Origin of the sequence: Streptococcus sp. CF8_St5-11 (assembly GCF_024295625.1) — a bacterium.
GTDB lineage: Bacteria > Bacillota > Bacilli > Lactobacillales > Streptococcaceae > Streptococcus.
Window position 1 is genome coordinate 79,577 of sequence record NZ_JANCOJ010000002.1, and the last position, 17,252, is coordinate 96,828.

Annotated in this window: 15 protein-coding genes; 12 read left to right on the top strand and 3 right to left on the bottom strand. The window is 42.6% G+C overall.

Going from position 1 to position 17,252, the window contains the following annotated elements; genetic code table 11:
• Positions 1 to 69 precede the first annotated feature (69 nt).
• The 3 genes from NMM13_RS04130 to metG all read left to right on the top strand — a co-directional run bounded on the left by NMM13_RS04130 (position 70) and on the right by metG (position 3,508).
• Positions 70 to 516: a Fur family transcriptional regulator gene (locus NMM13_RS04130; RefSeq protein WP_080976936.1), complete on the top strand. Its 447-nt coding sequence runs from the start codon at positions 70 to 72 to the stop codon at positions 514 to 516.
• Positions 517 to 663: 147 nt separating this feature from the next.
• Positions 664 to 1,356, top strand: a complete 693-nt coding sequence (locus NMM13_RS04135; RefSeq protein WP_003012031.1) for a phosphoglycerate mutase — start codon at positions 664 to 666, stop codon at positions 1,354 to 1,356.
• 160 nt (positions 1,357 to 1,516) lie between these two features.
• Positions 1,517 to 3,508, top strand: a complete 1,992-nt coding sequence (gene metG / locus NMM13_RS04140; protein ID WP_254727966.1) for a methionine--tRNA ligase — start codon at positions 1,517 to 1,519, stop codon at positions 3,506 to 3,508.
• Between the two features lie 260 nt (positions 3,509 to 3,768).
• Here the strand turns inward: metG and NMM13_RS04145 are convergent, their stop codons facing one another.
• Positions 3,769 to 3,975, bottom strand: a complete 207-nt coding sequence (locus NMM13_RS04145) for a helix-turn-helix transcriptional regulator (RefSeq protein ID WP_003006064.1) — start codon at positions 3,973 to 3,975, stop codon at positions 3,769 to 3,771.
• 10 nt (positions 3,976 to 3,985) lie between these two features.
• Positions 3,986 to 4,507, bottom strand: a complete 522-nt coding sequence (locus NMM13_RS04150) for a DUF2975 domain-containing protein (protein ID WP_049472929.1) — start codon at positions 4,505 to 4,507, stop codon at positions 3,986 to 3,988.
• Positions 4,508 to 4,755: 248 nt separating this feature from the next.
• Between NMM13_RS04150 and NMM13_RS04155 the strand changes: the two genes are divergently transcribed.
• The 3 genes from NMM13_RS04155 to NMM13_RS04165 all read left to right on the top strand — a co-directional run bounded on the left by NMM13_RS04155 (position 4,756) and on the right by NMM13_RS04165 (position 10,435).
• The gene (locus tag NMM13_RS04155; protein ID WP_023917492.1) at positions 4,756 to 6,018 is read left to right on the top strand and encodes a DUF6287 domain-containing protein; all 1,263 of its coding nucleotides are present in this window, start codon (positions 4,756 to 4,758) and stop codon (positions 6,016 to 6,018) included.
• 195 nt (positions 6,019 to 6,213) lie between these two features.
• On the top strand, positions 6,214 to 7,149 hold the full coding sequence (locus NMM13_RS04160; protein WP_254727964.1) for a metal ABC transporter solute-binding protein, Zn/Mn family: 936 nt from the start codon (positions 6,214 to 6,216) through the stop codon (positions 7,147 to 7,149).
• A gap of 7 nt (positions 7,150 to 7,156) precedes the next feature.
• A complete protein-coding gene (locus NMM13_RS04165) occupies positions 7,157 to 10,435 on the top strand; it encodes a pneumococcal-type histidine triad protein (RefSeq protein WP_254727962.1) in 3,279 nt (1,092 codons plus the stop codon).
• An 88-nt stretch (positions 10,436 to 10,523) separates the two neighbouring features.
• On the opposite strand, the gene NMM13_RS04170 is transcribed toward NMM13_RS04165, so the two are convergent.
• The gene (locus NMM13_RS04170) at positions 10,524 to 11,708 is read right to left on the bottom strand and encodes a DUF2974 domain-containing protein (protein ID WP_254727961.1); all 1,185 of its coding nucleotides are present in this window, start codon (positions 11,706 to 11,708) and stop codon (positions 10,524 to 10,526) included.
• Between the two features lie 168 nt (positions 11,709 to 11,876).
• Between NMM13_RS04170 and NMM13_RS04175 the strand changes: the two genes are divergently transcribed.
• From NMM13_RS04175 to NMM13_RS10090, 6 genes are all read left to right on the top strand, one after another.
• On the top strand, positions 11,877 to 12,554 hold the full coding sequence (locus tag NMM13_RS04175) for a response regulator transcription factor (protein WP_254727959.1): 678 nt from the start codon (positions 11,877 to 11,879) through the stop codon (positions 12,552 to 12,554).
• Positions 12,547 to 13,521 (top strand): sensor histidine kinase, encoded by a 975-nt coding sequence (locus tag NMM13_RS04180; RefSeq protein ID WP_254727957.1) that lies wholly within the window; start codon positions 12,547 to 12,549, stop codon positions 13,519 to 13,521. Before NMM13_RS04175 ends, NMM13_RS04180 begins: the two co-directional genes overlap by 8 nt.
• A gap of 15 nt (positions 13,522 to 13,536) precedes the next feature.
• A complete protein-coding gene (locus tag NMM13_RS04185; RefSeq protein ID WP_254727955.1) occupies positions 13,537 to 15,219 on the top strand; it encodes a hypothetical protein in 1,683 nt (560 codons plus the stop codon).
• Between the two features lie 8 nt (positions 15,220 to 15,227).
• On the top strand, positions 15,228 to 15,914 hold the full coding sequence (locus NMM13_RS04190; RefSeq protein ID WP_254727953.1) for a hypothetical protein: 687 nt from the start codon (positions 15,228 to 15,230) through the stop codon (positions 15,912 to 15,914).
• Between the two features lie 4 nt (positions 15,915 to 15,918).
• On the top strand, positions 15,919 to 17,007 hold the full coding sequence (locus NMM13_RS04195; RefSeq protein ID WP_254727952.1) for an AAA family ATPase: 1,089 nt from the start codon (positions 15,919 to 15,921) through the stop codon (positions 17,005 to 17,007).
• Between the two features lie 113 nt (positions 17,008 to 17,120).
• Entirely contained in the window at positions 17,121 to 17,249 is a 129-nt protein-coding gene (locus NMM13_RS10090; RefSeq protein ID WP_302849495.1) for a hypothetical protein, read from the top strand.
• Positions 17,250 to 17,252: the final 3 nt, after the last annotated feature.

Sequence of the window (17,252 nt, forward strand, 5' to 3'; positions counted from 1 at the left end):
ATTTATTTTGAAACATGCTATAATAGGGGTAACGAATCGATTAAATCAAATTGGAAAGGGGGGATCATAGTGAACACATTGCATCGTCATGAAGAAGAGCGCGTGGAAGAAGTTTTGCAAAGTTTGCGTGCTAAGGGCATTCGGATTACCGATACTCGCAGAGCAGTTCTTTCCTATTTAGTGGCGAGTCATGAACATCCAAGCGCTGAGAAGATCTATCGCGATTTATTGCCTCAGTTTCCAAGCATGAGTCTAGCAACTGTCTACAACAATATCAAGGTTTTAATTGATGAGGGGGTTGTCTCTGAGATCAAGGTTCGCAATGATACCACGACCTATTTTGATTTCATGGGGCATGACCATTTGAATGTGGTGTGTGAAAAATGTGGCCGTATCGCAGATGTGGACATTGAAGTCCCAGATCTTCGCGAAGAAGCAGCGAGTCAAAGTGGCTACCAGATCACCAAGACCCAAATGACTGTCTATGGTATTTGCCCAGACTGTCAAAAACAATGATGAAGATATTCCAAGAGAGCCGTCAGGCTCTTTTTTGTGAGAAATTGCACTTTTTCTATGGTCGCCACTAGATTTTTCACTGAAAATCTAGTAGAATAGAATAGATAAACGGGGGGAACCTCGGAGAATAAAAAGGAGATCCATCTAATGGTAAAATTGGTTTTTGCTCGCCACGGTGAGTCTGAATGGAACAAAGCTAACCTTTTCACTGGTTGGGCTGATGTTGATTTGTCTGAAAAAGGTACACAACAAGCGATCGACGCTGGTAAATTGATCAAAGAAGCTGGTATCGAATTTGACCAAGCATACACTTCAGTATTGAAACGTGCGATCAAAACAACAAACCTTGCGCTTGAAGCTTCTGACCAATTGTGGGTTCCAGTTGAAAAATCATGGCGCTTGAACGAACGTCACTACGGTGGTTTGACTGGTAAAAACAAAGCAGAAGCTGCTGAACAATTTGGTGATGAACAAGTTCACATCTGGCGTCGTTCTTACGATGTATTGCCTCCTGCAATGGACCGTGATGATGAACACTCAGCACACACTGACCGTCGTTACGCTTCACTTGATGATTCAGTGATTCCAGATGCTGAAAACTTGAAAGTTACTTTGGAACGTGCCCTTCCATTCTGGGAAGATAAAATCGCTCCAGCTCTTAAAGATGGTAAAAACGTATTCGTAGGAGCACACGGTAACTCAATCCGTGCTCTTGTTAAACACATCAAACAATTGTCAGACGACGAAATCATGGATGTGGAAATCCCTAACTTCCCACCATTGGTATTCGAATTTGACGAAAAATTGAACGTTGTAAAAGAATACTATCTTGGAAAGTAAGATAGCGTGATTTGTTATCAATCATAGAAAGCTGACTTCGGTCAGCTTTTTTGTTTGTCTGTCGCAGACCTAGCTGGTTTTGGGTTTTCAGGGTCTCATAAAAATGTTATAATAGAGTGTTACTAAATTGGGTTCCATTAGCCCTGAAAGGAAAAGAAACATGACAAAATCATTCTACATCACAACCCCTATCTATTACCCATCTGGTAAATTGCATATTGGTTCAGCATACACAACGATCGCCTGTGACGTCTTGGCGCGTTACAAACGCATGATGAACTACGATGTTTTCTACCTGACTGGTCTTGATGAGCACGGTCAAAAGATCCAGCAGAAAGCAGAAGAAGCTGGGATCACGCCGCAAGCTTATGTAGATGGGATGGCCGTTGGAGTGAAAGAACTCTGGCAATTACTCGATATCTCATATGATAAATTCATCCGTACGACAGACGATTACCATGAAAAAGTGGTGGCCCAAGTCTTTGAACGCTTGCTTGCGCAAGACGACATCTACCTTGGTGAATACTCTGGTTGGTATTCAGTATCTGATGAAGAGTTCTTTACAGAAAGCCAATTGGCTGAGGTCTACCGTGATGAGAATGGTAAGGTCATCGGTGGGGTAGCCCCATCAGGCCACGAAGTAGAATGGGTTTCTGAAGAATCTTATTTCCTTCGTCTCAGCAAATACCAAGACCGTTTGGTTGAGTTTTTCAAATCCCAACCAGACTTCATCACGCCAGATGGTCGTCTTAATGAAATGTTGAAAAACTTCATCGAGCCAGGTTTGGAAGACTTGGCGGTATCTCGAACCACCTTTACCTGGGGTGTGCCAGTCCCATCTAATCCAAAACACGTGGTCTATGTATGGATCGATGCCCTTCTTAACTATGTGACCGCTCTTGGTTACGGTCAAGAAGATCATGAAAACTTTGACAAATTCTGGAACGGAACCGTCTTCCACATGGTTGGAAAAGACATTCTTCGTTTCCACTCCATCTACTGGCCAATCCTTCTCATGATGTTGGATATCAAATTGCCAGAACGTTTGATTGCCCATGGTTGGTTTGTCATGAAAGATGGCAAGATGTCTAAGTCTAAAGGAAATGTCATCTACCCAGAAATGTTGGTAGAACGCTTTGGCTTGGATCCGCTTCGCTACTACCTTATGCGCAGTTTGCCAGTTGGTTCAGATGGTACCTTCACACCAGAAGACTACGTAGCCCGCATCAACTATGAATTGGCTAATGACCTTGGAAACCTCCTCAACCGGACGGTAGCCATGATCAATAAATACTTTGGTGGTCAAGTTCCGGCTTATGTCGAAAATGTCACAGCATTTGATGCAGATTTGGCCAAGGTGGTTGAAGAAAACATCGCTGAATACCACAAGCAAATGAACGCGGTTGATTATCCACGCGCTTTAGAAGCCGTATGGAACATCATCTCTCGGACCAACAAGTACATCGATGAGACTGCTCCTTGGGTCCTCGCTAAAGAAGATGGTGACAAGGAACAATTGGCAGCGGTCATGGCTCACTTGGCAGCTAGCCTTCGTGTTGTGGCTCACTTGATCCAACCATTCATGATGAACACCTCAAATGCCATCATGGAACAACTAGGCTTGGACTTGGACTTCGATCTTGAAAACTTGACCCTAGCAGGCTTCCCTGAAAATGTCACAGTGGTTGCTAAAGGAACTCCAATCTTCCCACGTCTGGATATGGACGAAGAAATTGCCTACATCCAATCTCAAATGACTGCAGGCAAACCACAAGAAAAAGAATGGATTCCAGAAGAAGTGGAACTCAAGTCTGAAAAAGATGAGATCAAGTTTGAAGAATTTGACAAGGTTGAAATCCGTGTAGCAGAAGTCAAAGAAGTGGAACGCGTCGAAGGCTCAGACAAATTGCTTCGCTTCCGTCTTGACGCTGGTGACGGCGAAGACCGTCAAATCCTTTCTGGTATCGCGAAATTCTATCCAAATGAACAAGAATTGGTCGGCAAGAAACTCCAAATCGTAGCCAACCTTAAACCACGTAAGATGATGAAGAAATATGTCAGCCAAGGCATGATTCTTTCCGCAGAATACGGAGATCAATTAACAGTCTTAACTGTTGATCCATCTGTACCAAATGGAAGTATCATCGGCTAAACATAGATAAATAAGCACTCCCGCGGGAGTGCTTTTCTTGTGTCGATATAGTTCCCATCATTGAGTTTTACAAGGATGGTAGATGAGTCCTATTAGTAATGGGTGTTAACGGAGACTTCCGCAGTGAGAAAAGAGTCTGAAACATTTTTGTTTCAGACTCTCGGAAGATTTGAGACAGTGGGCTCAAATCTAAGGTATGGAATCCCAAAGGGATTCGCTACCGTCCGTCCTCACCCAAGGAAAGTCTCCGAATATAGTTCCTATTCATCTGGCCGGTATTCCAGGATATCTCCGGGCTGGCAGTCGAGTTCTTTGCAGATGGCTTCAAGGGTGGTGAAGCGGATGGCTTTGGCCTTGCCGGTTTTGAGGATGGAGAGGTTAGCAGTCGTGATGCCGATTTTGTCGGCTAGCTCGTTGGATTTCATTTTCCGCTTGGCCAGCATGACATCTAGATTGACGATAATCATGGCACCCTCCTTAAATGGTTAGCTCATTTTCTTCAGCAATCTCAATACCTCTCTCTAAAATCTTGCCAGAGACCCAGACGATTGGAACGGCAAGGAGAAGCCCTGTGTTAAAGGTAAATTGGAAAGTGAAGGGAAGGAGATAAGCATTTCCACTGGTTTCAAGTGTGCCAGACATAAAGGACAAGACCAAGAGAATCTTCCAAGCTCGGTTGCAAAGATCAATGTTGGAGTGAGAAAAGATCTTTTCTTGGTAGAGATTTTGGAGGAAGCTGCGAATGGTGATGAGAAGGTAAATATAGATAGCGCTTGAGGCTAGTGGGAAGAGCAACTGCCAGAGAGGTTGCGGATGTTTGGGGAAGAGCTGGATGCCATTCACATCAAAGGACAAGCGTCCAGTTTGAATGAGATCTTTAAACACTCCCATCCGTGAAAGCAGGTGGACGACCAGTGCAGCCAGGGTCATAAAGCCACAGAAGTAAATGAAAGCCGTTAAGACTTCAATGACATTTTTTAAGGTTTTTGAGTTTTTCATCGCAAGCCTCCTTGAAGTTTATTTATTTTTCACTTATAGTATACTCCTTATAAAAAATTAGTCAATAAAAAAGTATCGAAAAACGATAAAAAAATAATGATAAACAAAATATTATTTTTGAGAAACAGGTATTTTCTACTCAAACTAGTCAGTTCAAACCTGGAAAACCACTACATAGAGGGGAATTTTACTATACTTTCGATTTAGGGTATACTAGTGTAAAGATCTTATTCCATGGAGGTAGTAAAATGAATCTTAAGTGGAAGAAAAAATACCTGGGGCCGATTTTGGGGCTGGTCGGAGCAGTTGTTCTGATCGGTGGAGTCTATCTCTACTCTAGCTCCAACATCCAACCAGACCATCAAAAGGAATTTAACCAGACTAGCAAGAAGGTCACCAAGCCAAAGGAAAAAGCCATTGACTTGAGTGGTGACTATGTCTCTAATGAACGGGATGAAGCCAAAATCGAGAAAAAGGGCAAGGCCTGGAAGATCGATTACCAAACGGCTGACGGTAAGGTATCCGCTGAATTTAGTACGGATTGGAAGGTCGAAGGGTCTAACAAAGTTTCAACAGGCAAGATGAAAAAGTCCGATGGCAATACAGACTTTACAGTCACTGTTCGTGTCTTCAAATACAAGACAGACAAGAAGCCTTTGATCACGGTCACCATGTCTGACAAAAATCCCGACCACGAGATGGTCTTTGCCAATCGAGAGGATTTTTTCAAATCGACAGATCCAAATGATGTCGTCCTTGATGGCAATCTCTCACCGTTTGAAGGTGCTTATTCTAATGATACCTATGAAAAGGAAATCGCAGATTCCGGTTTTAAACTTTATGGCTATACTCCAGAAGAATATTACCAAAACAAGACCAACGCCTTTCCAAGTATTGTAAATGGGGAGACTGGCTGGACTTTCTGGAGTGGAGGCACTCGGGCAAGTTACTTGTTCAATAAAGAAAAAGAGCCCAAGAAGCGAAAAGGTTATTATGAAGTTTATTTCACTGGGGCCAATGCGACTGCGATCCAAGGGCAAGAGCAAACCTTGTACTTGATCCCAGCAGGTGTGACAGGTCCTGATGGAGTTGCTTCCCAAGAACGTCGGATTCTCTTTGGTGACGTGGCCTACCGTGATTACCATCTAGAGTGGTGGAAAGCCTACCCGCAACCGAAAAAAGAGAAAGATTTGGATATTGCGGCCATTAACGGAGGCGACTTCTCAAGCTTAGCTGGAACCTGGCGCAATGGCAAGGGTGCTGAAATCGTCATCCAAGCAGACGGAAAAGTCAAGGGCCAAGGTAGCCTCAAGGCTGTTGCGGACTCGGATAAGAAGAGCAAGATCCCTTATGTTGAGATGAAGATGGGTGAGACTGGTGCTGCGATTGGACTTCTGAAAATCGGTTTCCAAAATCCGGATGGAGACCAGTCTGATACCAGCAAGCCACGTCTAGTGGTCACTCAATCTGCAGGCAACTATCCGGCTGATCAATATTTTTACCGTCAATAAAAAGTTTGAGACAGGTTTGTCTCAAGCTTTTTTTACTGCAAGGAAGGCTCGTGGGGTCTAGGAAACGGTTAGTCTCTAACATTAAAAGGAAAAAAATGTAAAAAAGGCTTGACAAAGCAAATGATTAGCAGTATTATTAACTAGTTAATTAACTGATTAATAAACTAGTTAACGAAAATGAAAAAGAGGTGAAGGATGAATAGGAGAAGAATGAAGGTTCTGGGACTCTTGTTTCTCGGTTTCTTTCTGCTGACAGCTTGTGGAAGTCAAGGAAATGCAGGCAAGCCCCCTTCTAAAAAAGGTCTTAAAATTGTCACGAGTTTTTATCCTATCTATGCCCTGGTCAAGGAAATCTCTGGCGATCAAAATGACATCTGGATGGTTCAGTCAGGTGCAGGGATCCATGATTATGAACCCTCAACCAAGGAAGTGGCCCAGATCTATGATGCGGATGTATTTGTCTATCATTCTCAGACCCTGGAATCTTGGGCCGGTCGCTTAGATCCCAATCTTCAAGGTTCCAAGTTGCGAGTGATCGAAGGCAGCCAAGGAATGACCCTTGATAAGGTGGCTGGATTAGAGGATGTCGAGGCTGGTCAGGGAAAAGAAGACAAGCATTTGTATGATCCGCATACTTGGTTGGATCCTGTAAAAATCGCAGAGGAAGGAAAGATTATCGCCCAGCGCTTGGGAGAGATCGATCCAAAGAACAAGGAGCTCTATCAAGCCAATGCCCAAAAGCTTGAAAAGCGCTGTGAGGAACTAGTAGACCGCTACCAGCCTCTCTTTGACAAGGCCAGGCAAAAGACTTTTGTGACCCAGCATACGGCCTTTTCTTATCTGGCCAAACGCTTTGGTCTCAAGCAGTTGGGGATTGCAGGGATTTCCCCTGAGCAGGAACCAACCGCCCGGCAATTGGCGGAGATCCAGCAGTTTGTTAAAGATTATCAGGTGAAAACGATCTTCGTAGAGAAGCACACGTCGTCAAAGGTGGCAGATAGTATCGCCAAGGCAACAGGGGCGCGTGTCAAGGTCTTGGATCCACTGGAAGCTGATCCGCAAAACGATAAGGATCTATTAGCAAATTTAGAAGAAAATATGGCGAGTTTAGCCAAGGAATTAGAGGAGTAAATCAAGAATGAAGAAAAAGGGAACGATTGGAATTGTAGCAACTTTGGGAATAGGGCTATGTGCCTATGCGCTCAGTCAGCAACCGCAAGCTAAGGAAGAGAAAAAGAATCAGATTCAGTATCTACAGGCAGAAAAGAAAGCGTCATCGACTGCCTCCAGCAAAAAGGAAGACAGCATCGAAGCAGTCAATGCCAAGGAAAAGACCCAGGCGGAGCAGATTGTCATCAAAATTACGGATGAAGGCTTTGTCACTTCTCATGGGGATCATTTTCATTACTATAGTGGTAAGGTCCCATTTGATGCCATCTTTAGTGAGGAGTTGATTTTGAGAGATCCAACTTATCAGCTCCAAGAAGCTGATATTGTCAGCAAGGTCAAGGACGGCTATATCATCAAACGCGCTGGTAAATACTATCTCTACTTAAAGGATGCGCAGCATACGGTCAATGTGCGCTCGATCGAAGAGATCGCTCAACAACAAAAAGGAGGCGCTAAAGAAGAAGGAGAAACGGGATCGGTACAGGCAAGCTCCTCGCACAAGGCAGGCAAAACCCGTGACTTCCGTCAACCTAGTCAAGCGCTAAAAGAGGGGAAGACCCTTGAAACGCTGACTGCTAAAAACCATTCAGGAGGAGGCTATCGTACGGACGATGGTTATGTCTTTAGCCCTGGAGATGTCATTTCAGATACAGGAGATGGCTTCATTGTGCCCCATGGTGGACATTACCATTATATTCCAAAGAGTGCCTTATCTGCTGGTGAGTTAGCAGCAGCCCTCTCTGTCCTAGGCGGTCAAAGTGGCCACCAGGCTGGAAGCTCGTACTTAGCTAGTCCAAGTGTAGAAGCAGGTAAGAATCAAGGGACTCCAAATCAAGCCTCTCCAAGCCTTGGGAAGCAAGCAAGCAACCAGCCGTCAGCCAGTCCAACCCCTACACAGACGCCACCAACGACTTCTAAACCGGCTACTTCCAAACCGAGTCCAACTCTCAGCAGTCTGATGGAAGAATTGCAGAAAGCACCTCTGACTTCTCGTCATGTGGAATCTGATGGTTCTGTCTTTGATCCAAGTAAGATTACCAAGTGGACCGATCAAGGAATTGTTTATCCGCATGGGGATCATTTCCACTTTATTCCTTACAGCTCTCTATCTCCTTTAGAGCGTGAGCTGGCTCGGCAATTCCAACTGCTTCGAGCTCAAGGTGCTACTACACCTGCTGAAATAAGTCCAAACCGACCTTCAAGTCCAAGTACAAAACCAGTTGACCATGAGCACGAGCATGAACATGGGGACAGTCATGATCACGAGCATGAACATGGGGACAGTCACGATCACGAGCACGAAGAGGGGCATGATCATGGTTTCCATGCAGATATGGTCATCAGTAAGGACGAGGACGGTTACATGGTCGCTCATGGCAACCACGCTCATTATTTCTATAAAAAGGACCTCTCTCCTCAAGAGATTGCAGCAGCAGAGGCAACTCTGGCAGGTAAGAAAGAAGAGGATAAGGGACAGCCACTGACAGATGATGTCGCCAGCTATTCTCGCGATGCCTCAGATGAGGAAAAGATCCAGTACATCAGTAAGACCTACGGCGTCCCTCGTGAGGCCATTAAGATTTCCAATGGTTTCTTTGTCTTTAACAATCCAGACCAAGAATACGATCCGACCCACATCCACCCTTATGCAGTACGGAAGGAACATGTCCGGATCCCGCTTGAGACGGGTAATCCTGAACTAGACTTTATCAATGAACTCTATGCAACAGCGCTTCGTTCAGGAATTTCTCCTTATAGCCTTCAGATTGAAAATGGTCAGTTTGTCATCCCGCATGGCGATCACAACCACTACATCAAGGTACGTTCAGCGGGACTAGCAGACTACTTAGCCCATCGCCTTCCTACCATCCAATCGCCTTACAAAAAAGGAGACTTGAATAAAAAAGCAGTAGAGGACAGGGTCAACCAACTTTTAGCAGAAAGCCGGACTCTTTACGCTTCTGATCCATTGCAGCAACGACGGATTGAGCTCATCTTGGGCCACTTCTTGGAAAATGTCAAGAGTTTCCCAAGCAACTCAACAGAGGGCTATCTTGCCAGTCTTAAGCAGGTTGATGAACAGTACATCCATGCCACTCAAGCGGTCAAACCAAAAGAAGAGACAGCCCTCGATCGTCGATACCAGGAATTGCTGGAACAAGTGCGCTTGCTAGACACAGATACCTTCCAACTGAAGAAGGAAGGGTTGGTCGCACAACTGCAGGAAGCCTATGCTACCAAGGACAGCAAGCGTTTAGAACAGGAAGGGAAGCTATTAGAAGCTGTTCAGGAGATGCAGGATCGGACGGGTGTGACCTCGGTCGACTATCTCAAGTACTTCTATCAAAGTTTGAGCGATGCGCGCTTGAAACCAGAATTGCGCACCAAGGCGGCAGATCTAGCTTTGAAACTCTATCGGGCCCAAGCCTTTGAAGAAGCCTGGGATGCTAAGGCTCACTTTATGGAACTCTACCAAACCAAGCAGGCAATTGACCAGCTCTTCTCTCAAGAAAAAGGCCAAACCTATCCTATTGAAAAAACAGTTTTGGATCAAAAAGGAAGTCAGGCCCCATCTTATAACTTAGCGGTCTATGATTTCCTCAAGGGCTTATATGGAGAGTTGGACAAGGCGACAGAATCCCGTCAACGAACCAGCATCCTGACAGCCCTCTCAGAGCAAATCCAGTCGCTCTTGCCACAAGTCGAAGACCAGGCCAAACGAACTGCCTTTGAAGCAAGTTTGGCTCAGCTTGTAAATGAGACGGATCCAGACAAGGCTATTGCAAGTGGACAAGCTCTGTTACGCGAAATCAGTGACACCATTGAAAAGCAAAAACAAAAGCAAACAGAAGAGCCTCAGATTGGGGATGTCGCCCTTTATCAACAGCTCTATAACCAATTGATGGCGCTTCACCAACAATTGCAGGAAAAGGGGGCTAGTGATGCTGTATTTGATCGCTTAGAAGCTCTCTTTGACCAATTGGCTAATCCTAAGAGTGACAAGGCAGCCCTACTACAGGCTATCCAAGCCTTTCAGGCAGAGTTAGCAGCGGTGCCATCTGCAAGCGAAGCGGGGAAACCAGCTAGCACGGTCGAAACGCCTGTAGCTACAGAAACTCCGGTAGAAACAGAAGCAGCAGCTTCAGCAGGAAGCAAGCCTGCCACAACTGAGACAGAAACAGAGCCTGCAAGACCAGCTTCCATAGAAGAAGGCACGCCAGATGCTCCATCTTCTCAGGACCAATAGAAAATAGAAAATCATCTGAAAGACATTTCAGATGATTTTTGCGTTCTAGTGAATAGAAGAGGTGGTCTCTTTTTTCAGTTGTTGAGTCTCACTCCTTGTGCTCAAGGAGCAGAGGTGAGGAGGACTCGACTGCTTTTTTTCGCTTGAAAAATGCAGTCATTTGAACCAGAATACGGGGAACCGTCTGCCATTTTTTCCAAGTTTGAACACGGGTATCGAGGAGTTGTTTGGCTAGACGTTCCAGCATTTCTCGCTCTGTGGGATCCAAATCCTGAGCATTTTGAAAGATCTCTTTGATCTTGGAGAAATTTTTCATGTTCCTCAAATCATTGATTGAAGTAATGCCTGCATCTAAGAAGAGGCCGAAGAAGGTATCAAAGAACTTCTTGCGCTCATCCGCCGATGTTTCGCGAACCCACTGCTTCAAGGTCTCGTCGGTCTGCTGGCTATCGGGACTGGTTTGATCTAGGGTCACAAATTTATCTTTCTCAATCATCCAAGTAAAAGCGTCATGCTGGATAAAGCCACCAAAAGCTCGGCTTTTTACGATTGTAGCAGGCTCAGGGACTTCTAGCATCATGCCGACGATGGATCCTTGGGGGACAAAGCGAAGAATGTTTGGGGACGTCCGCTGGTAGCCTTCGGTCTCGATAATGGCCCTGTTGAGGCCAGGAGCATCGTAGCTGTAGATGGCATCGACCCGTTCAAACAGATGATTTGGAAGGTAAGAGCAGGCATAGGTTGCGAGATTGCCCCCTTTGGAGTGACCGGCTACTAAGAAGCGCCCTTTAGGAAATTCCTTCATGACGTTTTGCAGGTAGCTGGCTGCTCGCCTCTGAGCTGGGACATGATCCATATAGGTCATGTGGAAGTCTTCCTTCCAGCCGATCAAGGTGTCATCCGTCCCTCTGAAGACAACTAAATAAACATCCATGGTAAGGCGATAGGTCATAGCCGCAAACTGCTTCTGAACATCAGGGTCATATTCGTTGACATAGTTAAGGAGTTTGATGTTTTTAAAACGCTTTGAACTAGCTAAGTCATCGACTAATTGCAGGTGTTGGTCTGTCACGATGAAATCTATGGTTCGATCGACTAGCTCTGCTGCATCAGATAAGCGGACTTCAATATTGGTCGTATCCCCTTGGGGCACGATCCGATCAAAAGGAAGATAGGTCAGCTCTGTCAGTGCTAGGACATCCAGTTCATTGAAAGGACGGTCGTATATGGAATCGTAGGTCACTTCTTTTAGGTAATAAAAAATCGTTGACATCTGTGCCTCCCGTGTCTTATTTCTTTCAGTATAGCACAAAAATGGATGGAGAAAAAGCGCCTTCCATCAAGACAGTAGGAGTGAGATCTTATTTCCCTCTGAAACAGCCTTTTTCTCTGCTTCTTAATCTGTTATAATAGGAAGAAGAAAAAGGAAGGAAAGAAAGCCATGCATAAAATTCTCTTAGTGGAAGACGATGAAATTATCCGCCAACAGGTCAAACAATTATTGGAACAATGGGGCTATGAAGTGGTCGCAGTAGAGGATTTTATGGATGTCCTTGGGATCTTTGTCGAAACCGACCCCCACTTGATCCTCATGGATATTGGACTGCCTCTCTACAATGGTTACCACTGGTGCCAGGAGATTCGCAAGGTTTCAAAGGTTCCGATTATGTTTCTTTCCTCACGGGATCAAGCCATGGATATTGTCATGGCCATCAATATGGGTGGAGACGATTTTGTCACCAAGCCTTTTGATCAAAATGTCCTCCTTGCTAAGGTCCAAGGGCTCTTGCGCCGCTCTTACGAATTTGGGACGGATCAAAATCTGCTGGAACACCGGGGAGCCATCCTCAATCTCAAGTCTACGGACTTGGTGTATGAAGGGGAAGTCATCAAGTTGACTAAGAATGAATTTCAGATCCTGCGCGTCCTGTTTGAGCATGCAGGCAGTATCGTGGCGCGCGATGATATGATGAAAGAGCTCTGGAATAGCGACTTCTTTATTGATGACAATACCTTGTCTGTCAATGTGGCCCGCCTTCGCAAGAAATTAGAAGAGGCTGGCTTGTCAAACTTCATTGAAACCAAGAAAGGCATCGGTTATGGGTTGGTCCATGAATAAATATGGAAACATCTTTTGGCAGTATGTGGTATCCCGCAGGCGCCTGCTCTATCTAGTGGTCATCTTTTTGATGGTCGATTTGGTCTTTGCCTTTCTCTTTCCAGATACGGGGACGGTTTTCCTCTATGCGACTCTGATGCTAGGATTTTTTACCATCTGTATCTTGATCTGGGATTTCGCGATGACCTTTCAGGAGTACCGCAAAGCCTTGCTGTATGAGGAAATAGAGCTTGCCTCACCACTGGAACATCTCCTTTATGAAAAATATACAGAAGAACAGCAGGCGCGCCTGGAGCAGGGTAAAGTAGCCCAGGCCAAGTTCAATGACCTGATGGATTACTACACCCTCTGGGTTCACCAGATTAAGACGCCCATTGCAGCAAGCCAGCTCTTGGTCCAAGATGTCGAGACACCTATTGTCAAGCAGCAGATGGAGCAGGAGCTTTTCAAGATTGACTCCTATGCCAATCTGGTTCTGCAGTACCTGCGACTGGAGAGTTTTCATGACGATCTGGTCTTAAAGCGCGTGTCGCTAGAGGACTTGGTCAAAGAAGTGGTCCGCAAATATGCCCTCTTTTTTATCCAAAAGAACTTGACAGTGAACCTGCATGATTTGGATGTCGCCGTCATTACCGATCGCAAGTGGCTTTTGGTCATCATCGAGCAACTCTTGTCCAATAGCCTCAAGTATACCAGTACAGGTGGAATTGAGATCTATTTCAAAGACCAGACCCTCTATATAAAAGACAGCGGGATTGGAATCAAAAATAGCGATGTCCTCCGCGTATTTGAGCGGGGCTTCTCCGGTTACAATGGCCACATGACTCAGCAATCCTCAGGGCTGGGGCTTTATCTGTCTAAGAAAATTGTAGAGCAATTGGGTCACAAGATTAGCCTCCACTCAGAGGTTGGCCAAGGCACAACCGTCGCTATTCGCTTTGAAGAGAAGAAGTTGGTCATGGATTAGGAAAAAGGGATTATTATGGAAAATAAAAATGAAACATTAGAGATTACTAATAATGAATTAGAATATAGCAATTTGATAGATCTACAAAGTAGTCTTCAAGTTGAGTTAAATGATATTTTAGATGAACTTTCTACAATTGAGGAGGATAGAGAAAAATTACAAAATAATAAATATCTTGAAGAGGCTATTCAAGATATCATTTGGGATCAAGTTCAAAATCAATTAGCAGTCCAAATTGGTGAAGAGTTTATTAAAGATAACAACGGACAAAAACTAGATTTACGAAAAGAAGCACATATACAAACTGCTGAAAATTTTGATAAAGGGAAATTTATTACTCATAATGCGGATAGAAGTATCTATGAGGACAGATATAAAGATTGGCAAGGGAAATTTGAAAAAGATGAATTTGGAAATATTCGAACACATGCAACTAGATCAGGTAAAACGGTAAATACCTTAAAAAAATTAGCTAGGAAAAAGTTTGATGAAAATAGACCAACAGGGTCAAAAGTAAAAGGAACTCAAATGGATCACACAGTCTCTGCTGGAGAGATTATTCGTGATGCAAAGGCCAATGCCTTTATGACAGAAGAAGAACAGATTGCTTTTGCAAATAGTAAAGCTAATCTGTACGAAATAAGGAGTGAAATTAACCAGGCTAAGGGGGATCAATCTACAACTGAATTATTAGATAATCCAAATTCTAAAGGGCAATATGCTAGAGAAGTCCATAATATTAGCTCAAAAGAAGAAAAACAGTTAAGAGAGAAAAATAAAGAGGCGCGCACGGAATATGATCGAGTAAGAGATGAAGCTGAGAAGCGCGCCATACAGTCTGGCAAAAAATCACGACGTAAAGAGGCTTTGAAAGTGACTGGGAAGGCCTTAAAAGCTGCTGTTCTTCAATTGTTGACTGAATTTTTGAGAGAGATCGTTAAGAAGTTTATTTCTTGGTTGGGTGAAAAAGAGAAGAATTTCGGAACCTTCATTGCAAAAGTAAAGGAAGCAATTTCAAACTTTATGTCCAATCTTTCTCATCATGTTCTTGGTGTTGGGCAATCAATGGTTACGATGTTAGCAACTTCCATCATTGGGCCTGTAGTTGGAACATTTATGCAAGTTTGGACATTTATTCAGCAAGGTTGGCGATCTCTTACCGAGGCAATTGACTATTTAAAAAATCCAGAAAATAAAAATAAAAGTACAAGTGTTAAAATGCTTGAGATAGGAAAAATTATTGTTGCAGGAGTAACAGCTGCTGGAGCGATCGTTTTAAGTAGTGCGATTGGAGCAACTTTGTTATCTATTTTTCCTCCACTTGGTGTAGAAATTCCATTGCTAGGAAGTTTGTCTGGCCTGATCGGTACATTTATGGGGGCAACAGTAGCTGGTATAGCCGGTGCATTTGTCTTGAAATTAATTGATCAAATGATTGTCGACAAACAGCTTGATGAATTAACAAATAAAAAAATTGATAAATACAATAATAAACTGATTGTACAAGACCAAATGAATGCGGTTGGAATGGCGCTTGTTCAAGTGGATAAAATGGAGTCTTTGAGTCAAATGGAGGATCGACATCACCAAGCAGCAGAAATAATGCGGGATGAGCTTTCTTTCTTACTTGAAGAAAAAGAAAAAAATGACAATGAATTTACAGAAATCGACGCCTTGTTGGCAGAGTTAACAGATTAGGAGTTATTATGGAAAAGGAATTTGACTTACAAGTCAGTAATCATGATTTTAATGCAGCAAAAGAACAATTGAAAAAATTTGCTGAACAAGATGTAGAAGAGTTAAAGTTTGATAAAGTTCGTACACATGAAGATATCTTTGGATTAGAGTGGGCTGAACACGGAGTGACTGGGAAAGAACTCAATTCATTGATTGAAAAACTTCAGAAGTATTTTTCAAAGGTTTATGATCGTGATCAAAACTTAATTGAAGAATTTGGTGAAGTTTATAAAGCTTTAGAAGCATTGGATAAGGATTACATTCAGGCTATACTAACTTCTGTTTCTGCGATCAAAAAAACAAATGAAAAGATTTTAATAGAGCAAGAACGAATTGATCAGACGATTGAGAAACAAAAAGCTACCTTAATCGCCTTAAAACAGTTTAAAGAAAATGTGTCAAATCAATTATCTGAAATTGATTCTAGTCAACTTATCGGTCTTATTGAACAACTTGGGAATAGAGTTGAGACTTTGGAAAAACCTTCTAGTGATTTGAAGGATGAAAGCACAGAAATTAGTCAGTTAAAGAATGAATTAGATTCTGTAAAAAGTCAACTGAATATTCTATCAAATAAACTAATAGCTTCTTTTGCTTTGACAGGTTTAGCTACTGGGGTTGCTGTTGTGACTTTGATCATTTTATTAATGAGGTAAGCAAATGAGCCGTTATCAGGATGAATTAATTGAACTAGCAAAAAAATTTGATATCCAAACAGATTCAAAAGGAAAATTTCTTGAACGAGTAATTATTTTGCTCAATGATTACTCTGAAAAATTAGTCATTGATATTTTGCAATACTTGGTCATTAAAAAACAAGAGGGTTCTCAAAAGATCGCCACTCTAGCAAATCAATTGTCAGAAGCGCTTTTGAAATATGCAGGCTATGTAAGTCTAAAAGGTTATAAACAAAATAAAAATGAGCTAGTAACGGAAGAATGCTCACTTGATGATTTAAAAAAAGAACTTGATCGATTAGTTGGTTTACAAAATGTAAAAGAAGAAGTTAATCATCTGATTTCCTATCAAAGAATACAAAAGTTAAGGAAAGAAAAAGGATTGAAAATTCCGAATAGAACTTTGCACATGGCATTTACAGGTAACCCAGGGACAGGAAAAACAACAGTAGCTCGTATTGTTGGAAAAATGTATAAACAACTCGGATTATTATCTAAAGGTCACTTTATTGAGGTGTCACGAACAGATTTAATTGCGGGATATCAAGGACAAACTGCTTTGAAGGTCAAAAATGTGATTGAGAAAGCAAAAGGAGGAGTTCTGTTTGTCGATGAGGCTTATAGCATTACTGAAAATGAAAATTCCGATTCTTATGGTAGAGAATGCTTAACAGAATTAACCAAGGCCTTGGAAGATTATCGAGATGATTTAGTTGTGATTGTTGCCGGCTATACGAGACCAATGGAACAGTTCTTTTCTTCAAATCCCGGGTTGAAATCTAGATTTAATTACTTCATTGAATTTGGGAATTATGTACCAGATGAACTATTGAAAATATTAGAATTTTTGTGTCAAAAGGATGACTATAGATTAAGTGATAATCTGAAGTTGAAATTGATCAATTATTTTAAAACAAGTATCCTAAATGATGAGAAGAACTTTTCGAATGGAAGATTTGTTCGAAATATATATGAAAATCTCGTAATGAATCAATCTGTTAGATTAGATAAAGCAAAGATAAATGATATAGCAGTTTTGTCATTACTTAGATCGTGTGATTTTGAGGCATAGAATCTCCATCTTACAAAAATGTAAGAAATAAACGGTAAAATGAAAGGTTAGGTTATGGTAGCCGCCTTTTATTTTTTATACAATAGTCTCATCAAATGAAGGAGGTCAAGAAAATGAAACTCTTGAAATGGATGAAAGAACCCAAAAAGATTAAAAAACCAAATAAGCAAACCGATTTGGAAAAGGTGGAATTTGGTCGCCAAGTCCTGCACCAAACCCAAGAATTTTTCTTGATCTACTAGTAA